We start from the raw sequence: 23,082 nt of genomic DNA on the forward strand, positions 1-23,082 counted from the left end.
AATTTATCAGCCACGCGGGCTGACCAAGCCGACGCGAGCTCTGTCTCGCGAATTACGGCTCAACGACTGCTGTTTTGCCGCCGCACCCAACGCGACGGCCGGCTCGAACTATGTCCGGAAACCGCGAAACTTGAACTAAGACCGAAACCCAAATGTCGAATCCCGACGCCGAACCGTTCATTGCCATCCGTGGTTTGACCAAATCCTATGGCACGCGGCAGGTGCTCGACGGCGTCACGCTTTCCGTCGGCGCGGGCGAGACGCTGGTGGTGCTTGGCCCCAGCGGCAGCGGCAAATCGACGCTCTTGCGGTGCATCAATGGCCTGGCCCACTGGGACGGCGGCCAGATACGTGTTGGTCCGCACGCGGTCGACGCCGACCAGCCGCGTGCCAACGGCAAGCTGACGTGGCCGCCCATTCGCCGCTTGGTGGGAATGGTATTTCAAGACTTTCAGCTTTTCCCGCATCTCACGGCGATGGAGAACGTCATCGAAGCCCCCGTCCACGTGCTCAAGCTGCCTCGAAGCGAGGCGAATGCCCGTGGAAAAATGCTTCTCGACCGCGTCGGCCTGGCGGACCGCGCCTTGGCTTATCCCGAGCAGCTTTCGGGCGGGCAGAAGCAACGGGTGGCGATTGCCCGTGCCTTGGCCATGCAGCCTCAAGGCTTGCTGTGCGATGAAATCACCAGCGCGCTCGATCCCGAGTTGAAGCACGAGGTGTTGACGGTGCTCGAAGGTCTGAAGCGCGACGGGCTGACGCTGGTGATGGTGACGCACGAAATGGGTTTTGCCCGTCGGGCGGCAGACCGGGTGGTGGTACTGGCCGATGGTCGCCTGATCGAGGAAGGCCCGCCCAGCCAGGTGCTTGACGCCCCGCGCCACGAGCGGACGAAACAGTTATTGGCCCAACAAATGCCGACCTAATCTGCACCACCGTATCATTTCGGAATTGAAAACGCGGCGCTGGCCGAGGCCCGGAAAGGTGTTCAAAGCGGCGAGCCACGCTACCGCGGGCGGCCGTGACGCCGGTTGCCTGTTATGCGCTCGCCGCTTTCCAGCACACGACACTTCGGCCCCCTAGGCGCTCGTAGGCCAGCCGGAAAAGGCGAATCGACTTGCGCACCGGACGTGGCTGCATGGGATCGTGATACCAAATCGACGCTTTGCTGACGCGAGTCGGAATAACCGTATGGATTCTTGCGTTTCGCAACGAATGCCGATCGCGCGCGGCGGGGGTCAACTCGAAGACGGCGCGATCGATGTATGCGATCGGCAGTTTTCCATCGGCCAATAATTGCCCTAGCTGATTGACATTCGGTTCCTGGATCTCCGCCGCCAGTCCGAATTGCCGCGCAAGTCGCTCAAGTTCGCCGATGTCCGTACCATCCACTTCCATGCGAGCCTCGTCCTCCAGATCGCGTTCCGCCACCACCGTGCCGCATGCAGCCAGCACCATGCGAAGGCAAGCCAACGCGCAAGTGTTACGGTTCTCCTGCTTGAAAAGTGGAAGCTTGATACTCATCCCACTGGCGCTTTCCTTCTGGATCGGCGGCGATTTGCCGCGCTCGCTCCTGCATTGTTTTCAGGTCGGTCAACTCCGTGATCCGCTCTCCGTCGACCGCGAGATCGCCCAAGTATCCCTCGAACCCCGTCGGATAACGAAGATTCACGGCCACAATCCAGCGACGGCAGCCGTCATCCGACTTCTCCTCCCGAATCCCGGCAACGGTCCACAGCATCGGGCGCTTCGCCTCGAACAACAAGTAGATTTGCGCTCTTTTGAGAATCGCCTCTTCTTCCAGGTCGACGGGCGGGATCTTTTTCCTGGCCGCCGTCTTCCGGGCCCTCGCTGGGACCGCTTTTTTGTGACTTTTCATGACAACACCTCCACCGGCTAGTTGACCACGTTCCGCAACGGCAGACCGACGAGTGCCCGGCGGCAGGCTTCGGCGCCCTTGATGCGCATGTCGAGCAGACCCTCCTCGCTGTAGAAAGCCGTGTGCGGGTTGAGGATCACGCGGTGATGGGCCGGATGATCGGGGTTTCGCCAGGCCACGATCAGCGGGTCGTGGTCGGCGGGCGGCTCGAAGGGCAACACGTCGAGCGCCGCGCCGGCCAGCTTGCCCGAAGCGACGGCGGCCGGAATGGCCGCGGTATCGACCACCGCGCCCCGCGACGTGTTCACCAGGTAAGAGCCGTCGGCCATCTTCTCCAGCGTTTCGGCGCGCATCAGGTGGCGGGTTTCGTCGGTCAGCGGACAGTGCAGGCTGACGACATGGGCCTGGGCCAGCAGCTCGTCGAGCGATTCGACGCGGCGGACGCCGAGCGACTTGTCGCGGCCGTCGGGCGCAAACGGATCGTAGTAAACGACGTCCATACCCAGCGCCTTTCCCCGCAGCGCCGCCGCCGATCCGATCCGCCCCAGGCCGACGATGCCCAATACGCGCCCGCGCAATCGCCGCAGCGGCGCCGCATGACGATAGCTCCAGTCGATCTTTCCCTGCCGCAACTGCGAGTTCAACAGCGAGATGCCGCGGGTCATCGACAACATCAGGCCGATCGCCGAATCGGCCACTTCCTCGGTGCCATAGTCGGGCACGTTCGCCACCGGAATCCCGCGCTGGCGGGCGAACTTCCAGTCGACGTTGTCGAAGCCCACGCCGCAGCGCACGATGAGCTTGCACCGCGTGAGCCGCTCGATCGACCGGGCGGTGAACTTCAAGCAGTGATAGATCATCACCGCGTCGGCGTCTTCGACGCGGCCGACGAGCTGCTCCTCGTGGTCGGCGCGGAGCACCTCGACGCGGGCCAACTCGCCCAAGACGCTTTGTTCCGTTTCGGGCGGATGGGTGAGGAAATCGGTGATGACGACTTTGTTCGGGCGGTTGGATGTGGTCATGGCGGCAACTACACCTTCCTCGCCAACATGCGATCGAGCGCGTCGGACGTTTGATAGACGAGCGCTTCGGGGTAATGCTCAAAGGGATGGAAATACTCGAAGGTCAGGTATCCGTCGTAGCCCACCTTGTCGAGCGCCTCGATCACGGCCGGCCAATTGGTGGTGCCGTCGAGCAGCGTGCGGAAGGTGCTCAAGTTGAACTCGTGCGTCCGCTTGTCCCACTCCTTGAAATGAATGTTCTTGATCCGCTCGCCCAGAATCGGAATCCAATGTTCGGGGAACTGATACTGCATGATGTTGCCCGTGTCGAAGTGGACCCGCACGTGTGGGCTTCGAAAGCTGTCGACAAACTCGACCATCTCCTGCGGGCTGAACAGAAAGGCGTTGGCGAAGATGTTTTCCAGGTTGAGCGTGACACCCGCTTTCTCGGCTTCGGGCACGAGCTGACGAATCGCCTCGCGTGCCCGGCGGTCGCAAACGTCGTTGGGCACCGGTTCGGTCCCTTCGACCCACGGAATGTAGACCGCGCCGGGCACGACCAACAAGTTATCGGTGCCCAAGCGTTCGGCCGCCGCGATCATCTGCCGGGCAAGCTGGAGTCCTTTCTTTCGCCGCTGGGCGTCGTTGGAGGTGAGCGAGTAAGGCCAATAGAGGAACGAGCAGACGCCGCTGATGGCGATGCCGGTCTTGTCGGCCAGGTGGCGGATGCGGTCGATTTCTTCGGGACCCGACTCGGCCGAGAATTCACCCTGCAAGGCAAAATTGATCTCGACTCCATCGAAGCCCGCGTCTTTGGCCAACTGGAAACAGTCGGCCAGCGTCATCTTCTGGGGGTAGGGGAAGGCCCAGAGATTGATCGACTTTTTCATCGCGTAGCGCTTGCCCGGCCTGTTGACGGGTTGGCTTTCGGCCTTGGCGTCGCGCTCTTCGCCCTGGGCCAGCCCTTGGGCCGCCAGAAACGCGCTGCCGAAGGCGGCCGTGTAGGCCAACAGCTCGCGGCGATCGAGCGGGCCGGCGCCGGAGGAAGACCGAAGTGGCTTGGTGGTTTGGTCGGCCATGGTGAGATGCTCCTGGAGGATTAGGCGTCGGGTTGCCGGCATCGGGCGTCAGGTTGCATGTGCGTTCAGCGCACCGCTGACGCGCGTCGCGCCGGACGCCTCATTCTGCAATGTCGGCCGGCTGCTGACAACCGTAGTGCCCGTCGCAAGCAGCGCCGCAACACGGACATCCGCCCTCATTTCCGCTCGTAGGTGCCGATCAGCACGCCTTCGGCCAGCAGGTGCCCTTTCATCGCATCGAGCAGTTCCTGCTTGGTCGCCTTGGCGTGGAGCGAAAGCGGCGCATCGAGCGCGTAGAGTCGGAAGTGGTAGTGGTGCGGGCCGTGGCCCTTCGGCGGCGCCGGACCACGATAGCCGACCGTGCGGCCCGTTTTCCAGGTGTTCATTCCCTGTCGGGCGCCGGCCGGCGCCTTCAACTCCGCGTCGGGCGGCACCGCTTCGGGCAAATGAGTCGCGTCCGCCGGAATCTTGTAGAGCACCCAGTGGACCCACGGCTCGGCGGTGGGAGCGTCCGGATCGTCGCAGATCAGGGCCAGCTCTTTCGTGCCTTCGGGCACCTTCTGCCAGCTCAGGGGAGGCGAAACATCTTGCCCGTCTTCGGTACACTTTTTGGGAATCGGCGCCCCTGCTTTGAATGCCTCGCTACTGACGGTGAGAGACATGCGTCCTCCTTTCTGCGGCGCGCCGTAGCACGCCAGCGCCATGCTGCCAACAACGAACATTGCCAATAAAACCGAGTTGTACCGTTTAGCTGTGGGCATCGTCAAACCTCGCTACAAAAGTTGTTCCAACTGTTCCACAAGATCGCCAAAGTGCGCCAGCGCCGTGTCGACCGGTCCGGGCTGCTCCATGTCAACCCCGGCGTCGCGCAACAGGTCGAGCGGGTCTTTCGAGCAACCGCCTTGCAGGAAGCGGAGATATTGCTCGACCTCGCGCTTTCCGCCCGAGGTCACCCGCTCGGCCAGCGCGATCGCCGCCGACATGCCCGTGGCATATTTGTAAACGTAAAACGCCCGGTAAAAGTGCGGGATGCGAAAACACTCCAGCGACAGCTCGTCGTCGAGAGCGAAATCCGGGCCAAAGTAAGCTTCCAGCAACTCGCGGTACAGTTGCTTGGCGCGATCGACGGTGAGCGGTTCGTGCTGCTCGACCAGCTCGTGCGTGATTTTCTCGAACTCGGCGAACATCGTCTGCCGCACGATCGTGGCGCGGATCGAGTCGATCTCGCGGTTGATGAGGTACGCCCGCTGGCGATCGTGTTTGGCCTCGGCCATCAAGTGCTTGCTCAAAAGCTGTTCGTTGAAGGTGCTCGCCACCTCGGCCACGAAGATGGTGTAGTTGTAGTAGTGATACGGCTGGTGCCGGGCGGAGTAAAACGAATGCATCGAGTGGCCGGCTTCGTGGGCCAGCGTGAACACGTGGTCGAGCACGTCGGGCTGATAGTTCATCAAGATATACGGATCGCCGTCGAAGGAGCCGGAACTGAAGGCGCCGCTCTGCTTGCCCTGGTTTTCGTAGCGATCGCACCACCGCCCCACGAGGCCGGCTTTCAGCACGCCGCGATAGTCGTCGCCCAGCGGCGCCAGCGACTCGATCACCGTGTGGCAGGCATGGTTCCAGGTGTGCCGCGTTTCCAGATCGCTGAGAATGGGTACATAAGTGTCGTAATGATGGATGTCGCGCAGCTTCATCTTGCGCCGCCGCAGCTCGTAGTAACGATACAGTGAGGGCAGGTGCTTGCGGACGGAGGCGATCAGATTGTCGTAGACCGCCGTCGGGACATTGTCGGGAAAGAGTGCCGCTTCCAGAGCGCTGGCGAAATTGCGGGCATGCGCGTGGAACACATCGCGTTGAATCGAGCCTTGCAGCGTGGCGGCCAGCGTGTTCTCGTGGGCCGAAAACTGCTGATAGTATTGTTTGAACGCTCGTTGCCGCACGCCGCGGTCGGGCGAGTGAAGCAGGGCCGAAAACGAAGCGTGGCTCAACTCGACCCGTTCGCCGCGCTCGTTTTCCACAAACCCGAATTTGAGGTCGGCGTTGTTCAACTGGCGAAACACCAGGCCGGCCGTGCCCGACACCTCGCTTTGCATGGCCAGCAGTTTCTCTTCGCGGTCGGAGAGCGTGTGCGGCCGGTCGCGCAGCAGTCGTTCCAGCAGCAGTCGATAGGTTACCAACTCTTTGGCCGCCAGAAACTTCTTGATCTTCGCGGGTGGGACCGCCAGAATCTCCGGGCGAATGTAACTGGCTTCTTGACCGGCACGGCTGGCCGCATTGCGGTAGCGACCGAGCATCCGCTGATAGGTGCTGTTCGAGGTGTCCTCGGCGCTCTTCAGGAAGGCATAGGTGCCGAGTCTCTCGCCCGCCCGGTCGAAATCGGAATCGAATTTCAGGCAGGCCGCCAGCGCCTTGGGCGATTCGCCCAGCTTGCCGCGATGTCGGGCAAATCCGGCAAGTTGCTTTTCCCATTTCGTGAAGGCCGCTTCCCAAGCGTCGTCGTCGGTGAACAGGCTGGAGAGATCCCAGGTGTCGGGTGTTTTGACCTGGCTGCGGCGAGGAAGCGATTTGACTTTAGGCATCAGGTAGGGTTCGGGGTTCGGGGTTCGGGGTTCAGGACTGGGGATTTTGAAAGCGTAGGGTGGGACCAGCGAGCTTGCGAGCGCCGGCCCACCGTGACGGACTAAGATGACAAATCGGTGATGGAAGCGAAAGGAGGCGGCCCAGCCCACAAACGTCATACCGCGTTGCACCACATGAGCAGGCGCAGGGCCAGATTTGCGTAGACCGCGGCCGCGGAGTCGTCGGCCATAATTCCCAACCCGTCGGGCAGCCGCTCAAACTGCCGAGCCGGAGGAGGCTTGGTGATGTCGAACAGGCGGTGCAGCACAAAGCCGGCTGCGGCAATTCTCCAGTTGTTCATGTCGATGAGGAAAAACACAATCGGCAGGCTGGCGATCTCGTCCAGCACAATCGAGCCGGGGTCCTTCAGCCCGCCCATATATCGAGCGGCCCGCGTACAAATCGGAATGCCGGCCAGGAAGATGACGACAATCGACGCGGCTTGAATGGCCGGCGAAAAGTGTTGCAGGCCCCACGTCAACGGAATTCCCCACACTGCTCCGACGGTGCCCGGAACGATGGGAAAAAACCCCGCGCCCAGACCCGTCGCGCAAACCATTGCCAGTCTGCCGATTGCCTTGGGCGAACGATCGAATGCCGTGTCATTTTCGTTTGGCGGAGCTGATTCAGTCATCACGTCGATCGTTCGCGGATGAGTCGGTTTATCCAAGGTTTTTCGCCAGCCTCCCCCGAAATTACCCGCCCCGTCCCTGTCGCGTGCGCTGCAGTACTCCCTTCGCCCATTCCTCCTTATCGGCACGCAACGGCGGCACCAGGGCGTCTGCCTGATAGTTCACTTCGCGGGCGTAGGGTCCCGCGTCGTAGCAGTGGTCAAGCACCGCTTGCAAATCGATGATCACGGCCGGATCACCCGGTAGCAAGGGAATGGCAATCTGGGGCAGCCGTTCGTCAAGCTGAATCGGATAAACGAAGTAGTCTTCGAGGTTGTCGAAGTGATGCACACAGACGTGGTAGTCGAAGGGGCCAACCTCCGCTAGGACGCATTGGCACGGCACGGCCGTGCTGTGCTCGCCGCCACGCAGGAGATCGATTTCGACCAGATGCACTTTGCTGCCCAATATCTCCCTCTGCTTGCGCAAGTAAAGCTCGCGGCCATGCTCGCCCGGCGTTTTGTTGGTCAGGCTCAGAATCTCGATGCTGGTGACCAGTCGCTTGTCGCTCCCCTGTCGAACATAGACCTCCAGGAAAGTTTCCCGGCGTTCATCATGCGGCACGCGCACCACCTTGGCCTTGACGGCGGCAATGGCCACGCCTCCTGACAAATGCTCGACGGGAGGGGATCCTCCTCGCGAGCGCTGCACCTGGACGTCCGGGCCGATGTAACGCTGTGACACTTCGATCCAGGTACGCCGGCCGATGACCGCGTAATAAGGCGACGGCAAGCCCACTTGGAGGACTTCGCTGAGGTGAGTATTTAGCCTATCGTGCAGGTCTGGGAAAATGTCCGGATGTTCCAGGAAGGGATCCATGCCCGGAAAAGGCGAAGACATTACTGTTCTCCTCTCAAATCAAACAGGCAGAGTCCGGGAATCGTTCGTTCTTCATTATATGCTGTCGCCGTCGACCGCCGCACTTTCGCATTCGATGCTCAGTTTATGCCAGAAAACGCCGAATTCGCCCACTGCGATAGTGACTTTTCCGGCCTGGCCGGTTATCCTTGTTGACGGGCGCCGTATAATCACGACAATAGTAGTAATGTTAGTCGGCTTTGTGCCGCACTGCCGCCGCCTACCCCCGTTTCGCCTGATCTGGCCCATTCATGTCTGACGACGCAAAGTTAAGCCCCGTCGAGGGTATCAAGGCCCAAAGCCACAACCTGCGCGGAGAAATTGCCGCCGAACTGACCGATGGCAACGACTTCTTCGGCAAGGAGAGCATTCAGCTTCTTAAGCACCACGGCACGTATCAGCAGGACGATCGCGACCATCGGGCACACAAGTCGGGCGGCAAGTCCGCCAAGGCGTTCATCTTCATGGTCCGCACTCGCGTGCCCGGCGGAAAGCTGACCAGCGACCAGCTTTTGGCCGAGATTGACCTGTGCGACGAGCTGGGCAACACCACCCTGCGCTGCACAAGCCGGCAGGGCCTGCAGTTGCACGGCATCGTCAAGGAAAACCTGCGGGAGGTCCTTGCCCGGATCAATCAGGTGCAGCTCACCACGCTGGCGGCCTGCGGCGATGTGGAACGCAACATCATGTGCTGCCCGGCCCCGCACCACTTCGATCCGGTACATGCCCAACTGCAAGACCTGGCCGACCGCCTGGCCGCGCATCTGGCGCCGCGCACGCGGGCCTACCACGAAATCTGGCTGAAGGACCAGGAAACCGGCGAAGAGGAGTTGGTGGCGGGCGGACCGAACGGCCACGAGATCGAGCCGATCTATGGGCCGACGTATCTGCCACGCAAGTTCAAAACGGCCATCGGGCTGCCGGGCGACAACTGCGTCGATCTCTATGCCAACGATCTGGCCCTGATGGCCATTTGCGAGAACTACCAGATCGTCGGCTACAACGTGCTGGTGGGCGGCGGAATGGGCGTCACGCCCAGCGCCAAGAAGACGTTTCCGGCACTGGCCAGGCGGATGGCCTTCGTCACGCCCGACCAGGTGGTCGACGTGGCGACGGAAGTCATCAAGGTGCAACGCGACTTCGGCAATCGGGCCGACCGCAAGATCGCCCGGCTGAAATACCTGATCGCCGACCACGGCCTGGCCTGGTTCAAGGCGAAGGTGGAGGAATACTATGGCCACAAGCTGCCCGACCCTCATCCCGACGACGTCTGCGGCTTCGACGACCACCTGGGCTGGCACGAGCAGGGCGACGGCCGCTGGTATTACGGCTTGAACGTGGAAAACGGCCGCATTCACGACACGGACGAGCTGCGCCTGAAGACCGCCCTGCGCGAAATCTGCGGCAAGCTTCGCCCAGGCATTCGCCTGACCGCCCATCAGAGCATTCTGTTCACCGATGTGGTCGGCGGAGACCGGCCGGCGCTGGAGGAGATTCTGCGGCACCACGGCGTGAAGCTTTCGCACGAGATTTCCAATGCCCGCCGCTGGTCGATGGCCTGCGTGGCCTGGCCGACGTGCGGTCTGTCGATTACCGAAGCCGAACGCGCCTTGCCCAGCGTCATCGACAAGGTCGAAGTCGAGCTGGCGCGGCTGGGCCTGTCCAGCGAGCGCTTTACGATCCGCATGACCGGCTGCCCGAACGGCTGCGCCCGGCCCTATAACTCCGATGTCGGACTAGTTGGCAAGACCGCCGGCAAGTACACGCTTTTCCTGGGCGGCCGTTTGCTGGGAGATCGGCTGAACTTCGTTTACAAGGATTTGGTACCGGAAGAAGAGATCGCCTCGACGCTCATCCCCGTGCTGGTCTATTTCAAGCAAGACCGCTTGCCGGGTGAAACGTTCGGCGATTTTTGCCATCGCAAGGGAGCCGACGATTTGCTGGCATGGACGACCAGTTTCGAAGCAGACACAGCCAGCACAAACGCCAGCGGCAACGGCCATGCGGCGGTTCTGGCCCCGGAGGCCGTGGCCAAGTGAGCTCGCAGCCCGCGCCGCGGCTTTCTCCCTGGATGACGCGGCTGCTGTGGTTTGTCGGCGGTTACAACCTGCTGGCCGGCGTGGGCATGTTTTGCTTCTACCACGAGGGCTTTAAGCTGCTCGGCGTGGAGAAGCCGCAACTTAACCTGCCGATTCAACTGGTCGGCATGCTGGTCGGGCTGTTCGGCGTCGGCTATTGGATGGTCGCGTCCAACCCCGTCGAGAACCGCAACCTTCTGCTGCTTGGCTTCTGGAGCAAAGCGTTGGGCAGCATGCTCGGCGTTTACTACGTCTGTGTCGGGAAGCTGCCGACCGTATTTCTGGCAATGCTGTTCTTTTCCGATATCGTGTATCTGCCGCCGTTTTACATGATTCTACGGCGGCTGGATTCGCATTGACGGCGGTGGCGGCCAATCGTACCATTCCCGCGCCTTCGCACCCTGCACTTCACCTCTGGTAGCAGAATTCGTGAGAATTCTGGGCGTAAACGCGACGACGGCCTGACTTCTCACGAAGTCAGCAACACCCCTCACCGCTCCGCAGAGATCGCTATGAACCGCCGCGTTGCCAAATGGGTAGCCGGTGCTCTGTTTGCCTTCGGCATGGGCCTGTTGGCCTGGGGCTATTGGGCTGCGCGGCGCGTCCCGCCGTTCTATGCCGCGGCGGCGGCGGTGCCGAGCGACAGCCATCGCGAGGCCGGCGAGCGTCTGCTGGAAAACGCGGCCGCCCTGGCCAGCAATGTCCAGAAAACCGGGCAGTGGCAAGCCATCTTCACCACCGGACAACTCAATGGCTGGCTGGCGACTCGGTTGGAAGAAACGTTCCCCGGACTCTTGCCCGATTATCTGGCCGATCCCAGGGTCACCGTCGGGCCCGACGGCGTGATGTTGGGTTGCCGTTATCTGAAAGGGAACGTCGAAACGGTCGTCTCGCTGAAGGCGGAGCTTTACGTCAACGAACCAAACGTCTTGAAGGTCCGGTTGAGCCATGCGCGGGCCGGCGCGTTTCCGCTCCCGTTGGGAAACATCCTGCAGGGCGTGACGCGGGCCGCCGCCGAGGCGAAGGTGCAGTTGAGCTGGCTGCAGGCCGGCGGAGACCCGGTGGCCGTCATTCGCCTGCATCCCTCGGACGACAAGGCGTTTTACCGATTGGAAAAGCTGGAACTCGGCGACAACGAGGTGTTTGTGGCCGGCTATACGGTGCCGCGCGACTCCGGCCCGTCGGAACCAGAAACTTCGCCCGACCGACCGCTGGCTGCCGCACCTTCCACAAAGGAAAAGCGCCAACGCTGACCGTCCGCGGCGGGCCGCTCCAGCCGGGCCGTTCCTCGCAGCCGCCGGCCGTGTAGTTCGACGACGACGCTCTCGCCCTCTGCCGGCAACGGCAGATAGTCTCCGGCGTCCCAACGCGTGACTGTTCCGCGCCCGCCGGACACTTCGCCTTCATAGTCGAGATAGGCGCGGCGATGGTCGGGCAACCGCTCGGCCAGGCAGGCCGCATCGGCCGACGGCTCCTCGGCCAGCGCCCAGGTTTGCAGTACGTCGGCCGCTTCGAGCATCAAGTCCCAGTGTAGGCCGCGGCCGGATTCCGGGGGAAGGTCATGTCGCAGGACAACGAAACGGGGCATGACTATCGTTCGATGAATTGTGTTGCCGACGATGAGGGGTGGTGGCTGGGGCAGAGCCTGGCCACGATCGCTATTCTAGTCAGGACAGACGACGAGGCCAGGCGATGCCCCGGTACGGCCCAGGTATGAGGTGGCTTCGCGAAAATCTATCGTGGCGGGCGAGTTCAACCTTCCTCTGGCCATCTAGGGCCGCAACTTGCGGGCATTCTTGACACCATCGAGGTCGCCGTCTGGCCGCCCCCGCCGCGAACGATTGGTGGAACAAATCCAGCGTCGGCATCAGCGGCACCGTCGTTCCGCCGCCCGAACCTCAATTGTCGGTTTCCGCCCTAGCCGGGTGCCAGTTTTTTTGGCAGTTCGGCGTTGTTATTGCCTACACGAAGGTGGCCATGATTACCCAACGCAGCAAGTACGTGCGCGCAACAAGGCCAGCGAGCAGAAGATGAGGGCCGACAATGAGGCGGCCATCGCCCGCGGAATCAGCGCTCTGGCCATCGGAACCGGGGCAGGTTTCTAAGGAGCGGACGATGAGTGTTTGTCCCTACTGCCAATACTCGCCCTTGGCGTGCCGGCTTAGGAAACAACTTGACTGGCGCGCTTGACCGGCGTATTCTCAAGACATGCAAACCGATGAACTTGTTCAACAGTTAATCGCGCTTCCCTTGCCTGACCGAGTCACGGTCGCGCAAGCGCTATGGGAAAGCATCGACGAGGGTTTGGCCACGGATGTGGCCGATGAACAACGGGACGCCATTCAGGCTGCTGTGCGGCGCGACGACGAATTGAGTTCGGGTTCGGTTGTCGGTCGATCGCATGAGGAAGTAATGCAGGCCGTGCGCCAGGCCCTTAAATGCGGGTAGTTTACCACCCCGACGCTGAGGCTGAATTAACCGAAGCGGCGCTCTACTACGACCAGCGAGTGCCTGGCTTGGGTGATTCCTTCCTTCGCGCGTTTGAGTCGGCGCTGGCCGAAATTGAAAAGCAACCCCAGTGGTGGCCGATCGTCGAAAGCGATCTACGTTACCGTTCTCTGCGGCGTTTTCCCTACGCGGTTTATTACCGAATCGTCGACGATGAATTGAGGATCCTCGTCGTTGAGCATCATAAACGTCACCCCGATTACTGGCGGTATCGACTGCGCGACGAACGTTAGCACGCCGGCGTGCCGGCGGCGCCAAAAGGCAAAACCGGCCCCGCCCATTGTCGAAAACTGACCGCCGCCGCAAAGGGAACCAAGATGCTAAAACTGGCCGCCGTCACGGTGGATGACGGACGCGAGCCCTTTGGACCCCGTCAGCCTTGTGGATTGGTGAACGAGGTTGACCGCCCGCCGCGGAGAAAACCAATGACTGCCCCCGTGCCACCCAATGCCCACTGGAATCGATGTCATTCATGGTTAACCAGCGCTTTCCCATGCACGTCACGCCGCTCGATCTGACCAGGCTCAAGGTCTTGCCGCTCCGCGAGCGGCGCAGCCTGACGACGGTCGACGAAATCTTGATCGATCCCGACGCCGCTCCGCGCCCCTGCCCGGAACGGGTTCCTCCGCTCGTTCGCCAGTGCGCCGAAAATATCCGCAGGGCGCGAGAACGCGGGGCGACCGTGATGCTCATCTACGGCGCCCATCTGCTTCGCAACGGGGCGGCCCAGATCATCGAACGCATGCTGGCCGACGATTGGCTGACGCACCTGGCGACCAACGGGGCCGGCACGATCCACGATTGGGAATATGCCTGGTTCGGCGCTTCGACCGAGAGCGTCGAAATGAACGTCGCCAGCGGCACCTTCGGCACCTGGCACGAGACGGCCACCAACATCCACCTGGCCCTCCTGGCCGGCGCGCTCGACGGCCTGGGCTACGGCCGGGCACTCGGCAAGTTCATCCTGGACGACGGCACCACGCTGCCGGCCAGCGACGACCTTGCCCGCTCGATCGCCGAAAAGCCACTCGATCGGCTCACGGCGGCCCGTGCCGATCTGCTACGGACGATGACCGAGCAACATTGGCCGGCGGGACGCATCGAAGTGAAGCACCGTTGGAAGCAGGCCTCGATGGTGGCTCAGGCGTATCGTCACGGCGTGCCGCTGACGGTGCATCCGGGCATCGGCTACGACATCATCTCGAATCACCCCGTCTTCAACGGCGCGGCGCTGGGCCGGGCGGCCGAGTGGGATTTCAAGCTCTTCGGCGGCTCGCTGGAGCGTCTCGAAGGCGGCGTGGTGCTGAACGTCGGCTCGGCGATCATGGGTCCGCAGGTGTTCGAGAAATCGCTGAGCTGCGTCAATAATCTGCGGCTGCAAGCGGGCCTGGACGTGGTCCGCGGCCACAACATCTACGTCGTCGACATTCAGGACGGCGGCGGCTGGGACTGGTCGCACGGCGAGCCGCCCAAGACGAATCCGGCCTATTACCTGCGGTTCTGCAAAAGCTTCGTGCGGATGGGCGGCGCGTTGAATTATGTGCAATGCGACAATGCGGCCTTCGTGCATCGGCTTTACCACGAACTGGCGCGGGGTAGCGATTGAGATCGCAGGCTGGGACTGGCCTATGCAAAATCGTCGATTTCGGCTGTGAAAAAGCAGCCGGAATTGGCGCGGAAGCTGTTCCACTCGCCACATCCAGGCTTGGGCTGCGCGCGCAAAGCGACACGCGTGTCGCGTCCGCGCCGCGCCGACAAGCAACGGGCCACGAATCAAAACGAGTCCCTCGTACATGAGAAGAAGCGCCGCGCGCGGCGCTTTTGTTCTGCGCCGTGTCGAAGGTCGGACCAAAACGAGTCCCTCGCGCAAAACAAAAGCGACACGCGCGTGTCGCTTTTGTTTTGCGCACCGTGTCCGCGTGACAGGGCGCCCGCCTGTCGGTATCGCCATAAAGTGTTACGCCGCAAATGTTTACAGAGGAACGCACGCAGACTTCCTCGTCTCGGCACCGAGCGGGTGCCTCTAGGGTGGTGGCTTGGGGCGAGGCGGGCCTGGGCAGAATCGTCGAAAACGCGGTCCAACCCGCGGGTTCTATTTAATTCGAGTATTGTTCCCAACGGCGAGGATGGCGCATGGCATGCCGCCGGCTTTCCAGGCGGTTGCTGACGCTCGCTTTCTACAGAGTGGCGGCATCCGGGGGAGCAAAAATGACGTCATTCTTCGGCGGGGCCAAGCCACGATTTTGCACAAGCTGGTCCCACCCTACGACGATGGCCTGGCCGGCCGCTTGTTAAACCGCGCGTTCTGGCTATGATGGCTGGCTGGCGAATGCCGGTCGAAGCACCAGCGGCTGTGGCATTCGCGTCACGTCTAACACAATGCACACGACTCCCGTCAGTCTGCTCGTGCGGTTGAAGCAACCCGAGCCGGAGGCCGCCTGGCAACGGTTCGTGGAGCTTTATACTCCGCTGCTCTTTTTCTGGGCCCGCCAGGCCGGGGTCGGCGCGCCGGACGACGCCGACCTGGTGCAGGACGTGTTGGCCCTGCTGGTGCAAAAAATGCCGGGCTTCGACTACGACCCGCAGCAAAGTTTTCGCGGCTGGATACGCACGATGATGCGCAACCGCATCCGTGACCTGCGCCGCCGGCATCACGTTCCTGAAGCGGCGGTCGACGAGAGCTGGCTGGCCGAGTTGCCCGCTCCCAAAGACGACGCCTGGGAAGAAGAACATCGCCAACTTCTCGTTTCCCGCGCGGCCGAGATGATGCAAGCGAGTTTTCACGAGACCACCTGGCGGGCCTGCTGGGAATCGACGGTCAACGAGCGTCCGGCGGCGGAAGTGGCCCGCATGCTCGGCATCAGCGAAAACGCCGTCTATATCGCCAAGGGAAGAGTCCTTCGGCGGCTGCGGCGGGAACTTGAAGGGCTGTTGTAGGTAGGCGGGAACAAGGTAGACGGTAGACGGGGGAGAGAATTGCAAATTGCAAATTGGCAATTGCCTGACGCCTGACGTCTACCGTCTACCGATTTTCCTGACAGGTTTTGCCCCCTGCCAACGTACATGCTGTTATGGCCCGCTTTTTATGGAGAATCGAACCATGACCGACAAGGCGGTTTGCCCGGATGCGGCGGCGATCGAACGGCTGCTGCTGGGACGCACCAGCGACGCGGAAACCGACGATCTCGAGCGGCACCTGCTCGATTGCGACCGCTGTTGCGAGGTTTCGCGTTCGCTGCATCTCGACGACACGATGGTGGCCGGCTTGCGGCGCGACAACCACTTGGCCGCCATCGCCCAGGAGGCCCCGGTGCGAGCCACGATGGCCCGGCTGATGGCCCTGCGGACTGCCGCGGCCGCCAGCCAGCCGGAAGAGACGATGACGGTGGCCGGCGAGAGCACCGACGACGCCTGGGGGCTGCGCGAGCTGCTCGACCCGCCCCAGGCCGAGGGCGAGCTGGGCGGTTTCGCCGGCTACCGCGTGCTGCGCGTGCTCGGCGCCGGCGGCATGGGCATCGTCCTGGAGGCCGAAGATCCGCAGTTGCAACGCCGCGTGGCGCTGAAAATCATGAATCGCGGCCTGGCCGCCCGCAGCGAAAACCGCCAGCGGTTCCTGCGCGAGGCACGGGCGGCGGCGGCCATCGAGCACGCGCACATCGTCACGGTCCACCAGGTGGGCGAGCAGCGGGGCGTGCCCTTTCTGGCCATGCAGTTACTCAAGGGCGAGAGCTTGCACGACCGGCTCGAGAGAGAGGGTTCAGGCACCCAGAGGGTACCCCGGGTTCAGGGTTCAGAAAAGAGGGAAGCGGGAATGGACAATCCAAAATCCAAAATCCAAAATCCAAAATCGCCTCTGCCGCTGGCCGAGTGCCTGCGCATCGGCCGCGAAACGGCCGAGGCCCTGGCCGTGGCGCACCAGCGGGGGCTGATCCATCGCGACATCAAGCCGGCCAACATCTGGCTCGAATCGCCGGGCGGCTGGGTGAAGCTGGTCGATTTCGGCCTGGCCCACGTCGTGGAAGACGAAGTCCATCTTACCCAGACCGGCGCCATCCTGGGCACACCGTCCTATATGTCGCCCGAACAGGCCCGCGGAGACAGCGTGGGTCCGCGGTCGGACCTGTTCAGCCTGGGCGTGGTGCTCTATCGGCTGACGACCGGGCAAACTCCTTTTCAGGGCCGTGGCACGCTGGCCGTGCTGACGGCGCTGGCCACGGCCGATCCGCGGCCCGTGGGCGAGTTGAACCCGGAGCTACCGCCGGCGTTTGCCGACGTCATCATGCGGCTGTTGGCCAAGGATCCGGGCGAGCGGTTCGAGTCGGCGGAGGCGGTGGCCGAGGCGATTCGGGCAATCGAGGCGGCGGAGAGCGAGGGAGCGAGGGAGAGACAGAGAGACGGAGCGAGGGAGAGACGGAGCGAGGGAGAGATGGCGGGCAGACCGCCGCGGCGCCGATCGCGCTGGCCGTTGGTGGCCGCGGCGGCAGCGGCTTGTTTTCTGTTGGCGGGCATGGTGGTGGTCATCCGCGACAAGGAGGGCCGCGAGGTGGCGCGGATCAACGTGCCGGAAGGCGGCAGCGTCGCGACCGAAGAGAGTCCGGCGAGCCCCGCCGCGCCGGGACGTAAGCTTGCCGGTAGTACCGATGCGGCGAGCCGCCGCGCCACACCAACCCGAAGCGCCAGCGAGGAAAGCGCCAAAGCAGGCCCGGTCCCGGCGCGCCGGGGTGACGGGAGCGCCAGCCCGTCGCCCGAAGGGCGACCGGCGTCTCCGCCATCCCGGCGCGCCGGGATCGGAGCTACTTTGCCCGACCGTGCGAAGCCGTTCCTCTTGGTCCGCGAGGGAAAACAGGCCGCCGAGTTCAAGACCATCGCCGGCGCGCTGGGCGAAATGCAAGCCGGCGACGCGATCGAGGTCTACGGCAATGGGCCCTTCACGCTGCCGATCGTCAATCTCGATGGCAAGCCGTTCACGCTCCGCGCCGGCGCCGGTTTTCGCCCGCGGTTCGTGCGCACCGAGGGGGCCAAGCAACAATTCCACAGCGCGTGGATCACAGTCAACAACGCGCCGCTGACACTGGAAGGCATCGAGCTGCGCGAAGATCTGCTTGCCCACAATATCCTGCACGGCGGCGGGGCACCCTGGGAAATCCGCCGCTGCCTGTTGCGCAGGGGGGATTCCCATGCTGCAGCACTGCTTCATTATGAACGTGGACCGCACCTGCGAATCGTCGACAGCGTGTTGGCATCGGGGCATAGCCAATATTCGATCAAAATTGGCACATCGGCCGAGGTCCACTGCGAAAACAACCTGTATTGGAGCGGTGGCAGTTTCTTCACGCTCCAGGGCGGCGGCCAGAAGCTTCGCTTCACGCGGAACACGTTCGCCGGCCAGGGCACTTGGCTCCATTTTCCAGATGCGGAACATGCCGCCGTGGAAGTGCTGGCGGAAGAGAACGTGTTTCGCGTCGGCCAATTGCTATGCACGCGCACCACCAGCATGGAGGTATTTCGCGAGGTCTGTCGCTGGAACGGTCGCCGCAATCTGCACGGTGTTGTCGGTGGTGCCAGCAGTTTGATCTTCAGTCAACCTCTTGAAGGTTCGGGCAGGGTGAGCATCGCTGGCGACGACCTGGCCGCCTGGAGCAAGTTCTGGGGCGAGCATGAACAAGGCGCCATGCTCGGTACGACGCCGACGCTGAGGTATGAGGCCGCCTGGCTGGCCCCTAAGGCCGGCGACCCCCGGCGCGGCGGCAGAGGCATTGCGCTCCGCCGTGATGAAACTCCCCTACCGCGGCTGCACCACTGGCTCGACCCGCGCCCGCTCGACCCGCTGTCGCCCACCACGGCAGGCTCCGAAGGCGACGCTGGCCCCAGCGCCGCGGTCGGCCCCGATTGGCGCCTGGTCGGCCCCGGCGAAGCATACCTGCGCGCACTGGCCGATGCCGGGCATCCGGTCACCGACGAGCAGCTTGGCCTGGAGGGGACTGAAGAGGGCGCGGTGGTGCTGCTCCACGAGAATACGCTGGCCCGTGGTTACGCGACGGTCGCCGAGGCGGTCGCCGCCGCAGCCGACGGCGACACCGTGGCCATCCGCGCCAACGGCACGTTTCCGGGCTTCGACCGGCGCGGTGAGCGACAGGGCAAGCGGCTCACGCTGCGCGCCGGTTATGGCTATCAACCGACGATCGGCGATAACGTGCTGTTGGCCCCGGGCGATGTGTGGTCGATCGAAGACTTGCACTTCAGTGGCCAGGTCTGGGTGGCGAACGGCGCGCCGGCGGCCGAGGGTCAACCGGCGCCGCGGCTGCTCAATTGCAGTTTCGAGCCTGCCCTGGCAGCCTCTGGTCCGATGCCGCAGGTCACGACCTACTCGGAAAGCGCTCCGCCGCTGGAGGTGGTGAATTGCCTGCTGCCGAATGGGGTCAACTTCGCCGGCGCACGGCTGCGTGTGGTGAATTCGGTTATTGCCTCGGTCGGTCTCAATCCGATCGAGCCGCAACGGCCGCGCGCGCTGGATCTCGACCGTTGCGTGGTCTGGAGCAACTTCTCGCCGGCCATTCAACACGGTACTGTTCAGTTGACGGTCAGCGCGCGGCGCACCTGGTTTGAGTTTAGCAGTTTCCTGCGCCAGGGTGACGACGCGGCATTTCAGTGGCAGGGCGACGAAAACGTCTACTGTCACGGGGCCGTGCGATGGCAGAGCGATTGTGATCTGACCACCGCCGCCAATTATGTCGGTTCCCTGCCGGCATGGCAGGCGCGCTGGTCGAGCGACGCAGGCTCGCGCCAGGGCGACGCCGTGTTCATCGACCCGCGCTTCTGCGGGCTGTTGCCCAACAGCCCCGGCCATCAGGCCGCGCAAGACGGCGGCGACCTGGGCGTGGACCTGAGCCGTCTGGGCATGGCAACCCCGAGCGACAAGGTAGACCCGGCACTCCGTGACGGGGGCGCCAGCCCGTCGCCCGAAGGGCGACCGACGTCTCCGCCACGGAGTGTCGGAGCTACGTTGCCCGAACCGCCGCCGCTCGACGAGTGGCTCAAGGGGCGAGAAATCCTGACCGTCGCCCAGGACGGCAGCGGACAGTTCAAGACCATTCAGGCGGCGCTCGATGCGCTTAAGCCGCACCAGGTGGTAAAGGTGCTCGACCGCGGGCCATATCGCGAAGTGGTCCGCGCAGACGGCCTGCCACACGATACCGGGCTCATCAGCGACCGGCAAGCGACCATCCAGCTTTCGGAATGGGACAAGCACGACGGAGCCTACTTAAGCGGGCACAGCTTCGGCCCGCTGGACGGCTTTCGCCTTGCCGGGTGCCGTTTCGTCGCGCCTCCGCATGAGAAGTGGGTCTGGGCTTCAATTATCGGCTTGCGACGAGTCGAGGGACTTGTGGTGGAAGATTGCTACTTCGGCTGGACAGAGCCTCGGCCGGAAAACCGCATCGATCCCGAACCCGCGATCTGCTTGTACTCTGATGACGGCCAGCGCGGCAGTGCCCCGAATGTGGTGCGAAACTGCTTCTTCAACGCTGCGGCTCTCGGCCTCCAGGGCCCCAACCTCTTCGTCGACCGGAATTTCTTCGTCGACACGATCATCGCGCTGAGTGGACCGAAGCACGAGACGCGCATTCGGCACAATGTGTTGGTCCGCGATGGGTTTGTGCTCGATTTAGTCAAGATCGACGAGGTCACGGGATTCGTGGAAATCAGCAACAATACGGTCTTCGGTGCCGGTTTCGATGTCCGCGACGGCGCACCGAGACAAGGCGTCGCCATTCGCAACAACATTACTACGCAAGGGGTTCGCCTCAGCGGTGAGGCCGACAAGCTGCGAGACCAAATCTTTAAGAACTGGCTGGTGGACCATAACAGTTACTTACGCCTCGGCTCGCTGCCGAAGGGGCGCGGCGACATCCTGGAAGATCCCGCGTTCCTTTCGACGGAGCCTGGCGGCCGGGACTACGCGCGCATTCCCGCCGACGGTCCCTTGGCCTCGGGCGGCGCCGGCGGCGACTTGCCGGACTACGTCGGCGCCTTGCCGCCCGGCCCCGCGCCCAAGGAAGGCGATTGGTTTACGCGGCTGCGAGAGCGGTGGCAGGCCGGCGAGGACAAAGTAGACCCGGTCCCGGCGCGCCGGGATGATGTGGGCGCCAGCCCGTCGCCCGAAGGGCGACCAACGTCTCCGCCACGGACCGTTGTTCCCCGTCTACCGCCTACCGACTACCGTCTACCTACCTTGGCCGACGAGCGGGCGGTGGCCAAGTGGGTCGTCGAGAACGGCGGCACGGCGGAATGCGGAGACTACCGAAGCTGGCGGAGCCTGCCCGTGAGGACGGTCCGGCTCAACGGCAACTTGTCGGTGTACGACGATTCGCTGGCACGTTTCCGGCACTGCCCCCGGCTGGACTTCATCGACTTGAAGCGCACGCTCATCTCCGACGCGGGCCTGGTGTACTTGGCGCCCCTGAGCATGCTTCGCCACCTCGACCTGCGCGAGACCGACGTTTCCGACGCCGGCGTGCAACGTCTCGCCGCGTTGAAGCTCCTGGAGCGGCTTGACTTAAGCGGCACGCGCGTCAGCAATGCGGCCCTGCCCACGCTGGCCACGGCGTTTCCCGTGCTACGTTTCCTGCTGCTCGAAGGCACAGCGATTACCGACGCGGGCCTGCCCGCACTGGCCGCACTGGAGCAATTGGACGAGCTCGACCTCAGCCACACCCAAGTGACCGATGCCGGGCTGGCGCGACTGCAACCGCTCACGGGTCTGATGCGCCTTTCACTCGCGGGCACCGAGACGACCGACGCGGGCATCGACGCGCTGCACAAGGCGCTCGTCGATTGCTGGATCACCGGGCCGGACGGACGCCTTCACGCCCCGCCGGTGCGCGACGACGATCCCGATCGAACGGCGGCCGAGGCCCTGCTGGAGAGAGGCTTCAAGGAGATCTGCCTGACGGCCGACGGAGTCAACGAGACGCGTTGCCGGGCCGCGGCGGATCTTCCGCGCGGGCCGTTCAAGGTGCTGCGCGTCGAGGTGCTCTGGATGGGCCACGCGCCGAACATCGCGGATGCCGGAGCCGTGGGCGACGCAGAAATCAAGCTGCTCGCGCGGCTGCGGCAGCTTCGCGTTGCGAATTTGAACGGCACGCAAGTCACAGACCGTGGGCTGGATTGCCTGAAGGGCTTGCCGAAACTCGCCGAGCTGGGCCTCAGCGGCTGCCGGCGCTTGACCGCTAACGCCCTGTCGCTCTTGGCGACGCTGCCGCGGCTTCGCCTGCTGTGGATCGACGGCGGGTGTTGCACCCCCGCCAGTCTCCAGCACGTCGCGGCGCTGGCGTATCTCGACTTCCTGCACATCAACGGCGACCAGTTCGCCGACGCGACGCTGAAAAGGCTCAGCGGATTGTCGAACCTGCGGTTCCTGCGACTGAGCGGCGGGAAAGTCAGCAGCGCTGGTCTGGGGCAGCTCGCATCCCTGCGCAGCCTTTTGTCTTTGGACCTGTCAGATGATGTGAGGTTGCAGACGAGCGACCTTGAGGGCCTTGCCGAGGTGCGCGGATTGGAAGAGCTTGGTCTGCCCGGCGTCCTCACTTCGCCCGACGTGTTCCGCCGGCTTGCCGCCCTGCCGCGCTTACTGGTTCTTACTACGCGCGGAACCAAGCTTGGCGACGACGGCTGTCGAGCGATCGCCGGACTGCGGTCATTGGAGGGGCTCGACGTGACTGGGCGTTTAGTGACCGACGCCGAACTGGCGCACCTCGCGCGGTTGTCGGATTTGCGATATCTGCTGCTGGATGCGGGACAAATCACCGACGCCGGCCTGGCGCACCTCGCGCAGTTGTCCAATCTGCGAGAGCTCGTGCTCCGCCCGGCGCTCAGCATGAGCGGCGCGGGCCTCGAGCATCTGCACGGCCTGAAGATGCTCAAGGTGCTGAGGCTGGTGCAGTTGCCCGTCACTGAATCCACCGAGTCGGGCGTCGCGGCCTTCAAGGCCGCCGTGCCCGGCTGCAGCGTCGATTGGCCGAAATGACGCCTCCATTGGGGAAGTGTTGATGTAGCACATCCGACCCCATCGAGCTCGCCTCGATTGGTGAAGAAGATGGCGGGCTAGGTTGAAAAAAGCGACGTGGCGCACGACCCCATCCAGCTCGCCTGGATGGTGAAGCAGATCGTGAGCTACCGAGCAGCCGCCGGAAATCTTATTCACCATCCAGGCGAGCCGGATGGGGTCTTTTCGCGGAATTCCCCGGCAACCGATTAGCCCGCCATCTCGTTCACCGATCCGCGCAAGGCGGATGGGGTCCTTACTTTCGCGGAATCCCCCGGCAACCGATTAGCCCGCATCTTGGTCACTCCCGGCGCGCCGGGACACAAGGCGGATGGGGTCCGGCGCGCGCGACG

Annotated in this window: 18 protein-coding genes; 9 read left to right on the forward strand and 9 right to left on the reverse strand. The window is 63.4% G+C overall.

The features are described 5' to 3' along the window. The first annotated feature begins 152 nt into the window (after positions 1 to 152). Positions 153 to 923 (forward strand): amino acid ABC transporter ATP-binding protein, encoded by a 771-nt coding sequence (locus VNH11_28260; protein ID HVA50281.1) that lies wholly within the window; start codon positions 153 to 155, stop codon positions 921 to 923. A gap of 112 nt (positions 924 to 1,035) precedes the next feature. Here VNH11_28260 and VNH11_28265 read toward each other — a convergent pair whose 3' ends face one another. The 8 genes from VNH11_28265 to VNH11_28300 form a co-directional block, all read right to left on the reverse strand. Then, positions 1,036 to 1,470, reverse strand: coding sequence for a cysteine peptidase family C39 domain-containing protein (locus VNH11_28265; protein ID HVA50282.1), 435 nt, complete (start codon positions 1,468 to 1,470; stop codon positions 1,036 to 1,038). Positions 1,471 to 1,480: 10 nt separating this feature from the next. Next, entirely contained in the window at positions 1,481 to 1,876 is a 396-nt protein-coding gene (locus tag VNH11_28270) for a hypothetical protein (protein HVA50283.1), read from the reverse strand. Between the two features lie 17 nt (positions 1,877 to 1,893). Continuing rightward, positions 1,894 to 2,898, reverse strand: coding sequence for a C-terminal binding protein (locus VNH11_28275; protein ID HVA50284.1), 1,005 nt, complete (start codon positions 2,896 to 2,898; stop codon positions 1,894 to 1,896). Positions 2,899 to 2,906: 8 nt separating this feature from the next. Then, positions 2,907 to 3,956, reverse strand: coding sequence for a sugar phosphate isomerase/epimerase family protein (locus VNH11_28280; protein ID HVA50285.1), 1,050 nt, complete (start codon positions 3,954 to 3,956; stop codon positions 2,907 to 2,909). A gap of 176 nt (positions 3,957 to 4,132) precedes the next feature. Then, entirely contained in the window at positions 4,133 to 4,618 is a 486-nt protein-coding gene (locus VNH11_28285) for a YbhB/YbcL family Raf kinase inhibitor-like protein (protein HVA50286.1), read from the reverse strand. Positions 4,619 to 4,729: 111 nt separating this feature from the next. Beyond that, positions 4,730 to 6,532: an oligoendopeptidase F gene (gene pepF, locus VNH11_28290; protein HVA50287.1), complete on the reverse strand. Its 1,803-nt coding sequence runs from the start codon at positions 6,530 to 6,532 to the stop codon at positions 4,730 to 4,732. A 155-nt stretch (positions 6,533 to 6,687) separates the two neighbouring features. Next, a complete protein-coding gene (locus VNH11_28295) occupies positions 6,688 to 7,206 on the reverse strand; it encodes a phosphatidylglycerophosphatase A (protein HVA50288.1) in 519 nt (172 codons plus the stop codon). A gap of 61 nt (positions 7,207 to 7,267) precedes the next feature. Beyond that, entirely contained in the window at positions 7,268 to 8,083 is an 816-nt protein-coding gene (locus tag VNH11_28300) for a DUF4058 family protein (protein ID HVA50289.1), read from the reverse strand. Between the two features lie 269 nt (positions 8,084 to 8,352). Between VNH11_28300 and VNH11_28305 the strand changes: the two genes are divergently transcribed. The 3 genes from VNH11_28305 (at position 8,353) to VNH11_28315 (ending at position 11,432) form a co-directional block, all read left to right on the forward strand. Further along, positions 8,353 to 10,140, forward strand: a complete 1,788-nt coding sequence (locus VNH11_28305) for an NADPH-dependent assimilatory sulfite reductase hemoprotein subunit (GenBank protein ID HVA50290.1) — start codon at positions 8,353 to 8,355, stop codon at positions 10,138 to 10,140. Next, the gene (locus VNH11_28310) at positions 10,137 to 10,538 is read left to right on the forward strand and encodes a hypothetical protein (GenBank protein HVA50291.1); all 402 of its coding nucleotides are present in this window, start codon (positions 10,137 to 10,139) and stop codon (positions 10,536 to 10,538) included. Before VNH11_28305 ends, VNH11_28310 begins: the two co-directional genes overlap by 4 nt. 153 nt (positions 10,539 to 10,691) lie before the next feature. Further along, a complete protein-coding gene (locus tag VNH11_28315) occupies positions 10,692 to 11,432 on the forward strand; it encodes a hypothetical protein (GenBank protein ID HVA50292.1) in 741 nt (246 codons plus the stop codon). Here VNH11_28315 and VNH11_28320 read toward each other — a convergent pair. Further along, a complete protein-coding gene (locus tag VNH11_28320) occupies positions 11,333 to 11,767 on the reverse strand; it encodes a DNA polymerase ligase N-terminal domain-containing protein (GenBank protein HVA50293.1) in 435 nt (144 codons plus the stop codon). The two genes, VNH11_28315 and VNH11_28320, sit on opposite strands and share 100 nt — an antisense overlap. Before the next feature lie 620 nt (positions 11,768 to 12,387). Between VNH11_28320 and VNH11_28325 the strand changes: the two genes are divergently transcribed. The 5 genes from VNH11_28325 to VNH11_28345 all read left to right on the forward strand — a co-directional run bounded on the left by VNH11_28325 (position 12,388) and on the right by VNH11_28345 (position 22,711). After that, on the forward strand, positions 12,388 to 12,627 hold the full coding sequence (locus VNH11_28325; GenBank protein ID HVA50294.1) for an addiction module protein: 240 nt from the start codon (positions 12,388 to 12,390) through the stop codon (positions 12,625 to 12,627). Continuing rightward, on the forward strand, positions 12,618 to 12,920 hold the full coding sequence (locus VNH11_28330; GenBank protein ID HVA50295.1) for a type II toxin-antitoxin system RelE/ParE family toxin: 303 nt from the start codon (positions 12,618 to 12,620) through the stop codon (positions 12,918 to 12,920). The genes VNH11_28325 and VNH11_28330 overlap by 10 nt, the downstream gene beginning before the upstream one ends. Positions 12,921 to 13,159: 239 nt before the next feature. After that, entirely contained in the window at positions 13,160 to 14,293 is a 1,134-nt protein-coding gene (locus VNH11_28335) for a hypothetical protein (GenBank protein HVA50296.1), read from the forward strand. A gap of 773 nt (positions 14,294 to 15,066) precedes the next feature. Beyond that, entirely contained in the window at positions 15,067 to 15,624 is a 558-nt protein-coding gene (locus VNH11_28340) for a sigma-70 family RNA polymerase sigma factor (GenBank protein HVA50297.1), read from the forward strand. A gap of 163 nt (positions 15,625 to 15,787) precedes the next feature. Continuing rightward, positions 15,788 to 22,711, forward strand: coding sequence for a protein kinase (locus VNH11_28345; protein ID HVA50298.1), 6,924 nt, complete (start codon positions 15,788 to 15,790; stop codon positions 22,709 to 22,711). The last annotated feature ends 371 nt before the right edge of the window (positions 22,712 to 23,082 follow it).

The organism is Pirellulales bacterium (assembly GCA_035533075.1).
Lineage (GTDB): Bacteria > Planctomycetota > Planctomycetia > Pirellulales > JAICIG01 > DASSFG01.

Excerpts from the sequence above, each read along its gene's own strand:
- pepF (HVA50287.1), bottom strand. The coding sequence starts at position 6,532 with ATGCCTAAAGTCAAATCGCTTCCTCGCCGCAGCCAGGTCAAAACACCC.
- VNH11_28305 (HVA50290.1), top strand. The coding sequence starts at position 8,353 with ATGTCTGACGACGCAAAGTTAAGCCCCGTCGAGGGTATCAAGGCCCAA.
- VNH11_28300 (HVA50289.1), bottom strand. The coding sequence starts at position 8,083 with ATGTCTTCGCCTTTTCCGGGCATGGATCCCTTCCTGGAACATCCGGAC.
- VNH11_28285 (HVA50286.1), bottom strand. The coding sequence starts at position 4,618 with ATGTCTCTCACCGTCAGTAGCGAGGCATTCAAAGCAGGGGCGCCGATT.
- VNH11_28345 (HVA50298.1), top strand. The coding sequence starts at position 15,788 with ATGACCGACAAGGCGGTTTGCCCGGATGCGGCGGCGATCGAACGGCTG.
- VNH11_28340 (HVA50297.1), top strand. The coding sequence starts at position 15,067 with ATGCACACGACTCCCGTCAGTCTGCTCGTGCGGTTGAAGCAACCCGAG.
- VNH11_28320 (HVA50293.1), bottom strand. The coding sequence starts at position 11,767 with ATGCCCCGTTTCGTTGTCCTGCGACATGACCTTCCCCCGGAATCCGGC.
- VNH11_28295 (HVA50288.1), bottom strand. The coding sequence starts at position 7,206 with ATGACTGAATCAGCTCCGCCAAACGAAAATGACACGGCATTCGATCGT.
- VNH11_28315 (HVA50292.1), top strand. The coding sequence starts at position 10,692 with ATGAACCGCCGCGTTGCCAAATGGGTAGCCGGTGCTCTGTTTGCCTTC.
- VNH11_28335 (HVA50296.1), top strand. The coding sequence starts at position 13,160 with ATGGTTAACCAGCGCTTTCCCATGCACGTCACGCCGCTCGATCTGACC.
- VNH11_28275 (HVA50284.1), bottom strand. The coding sequence starts at position 2,898 with ATGACCACATCCAACCGCCCGAACAAAGTCGTCATCACCGATTTCCTC.
- VNH11_28325 (HVA50294.1), top strand. The coding sequence starts at position 12,388 with ATGCAAACCGATGAACTTGTTCAACAGTTAATCGCGCTTCCCTTGCCT.
- VNH11_28270 (HVA50283.1), bottom strand. The coding sequence starts at position 1,876 with ATGAAAAGTCACAAAAAAGCGGTCCCAGCGAGGGCCCGGAAGACGGCG.
- VNH11_28280 (HVA50285.1), bottom strand. The coding sequence starts at position 3,956 with ATGGCCGACCAAACCACCAAGCCACTTCGGTCTTCCTCCGGCGCCGGC.
- VNH11_28260 (HVA50281.1), top strand. The coding sequence starts at position 153 with ATGTCGAATCCCGACGCCGAACCGTTCATTGCCATCCGTGGTTTGACC.
- VNH11_28330 (HVA50295.1), top strand. The coding sequence starts at position 12,618 with ATGCGGGTAGTTTACCACCCCGACGCTGAGGCTGAATTAACCGAAGCG.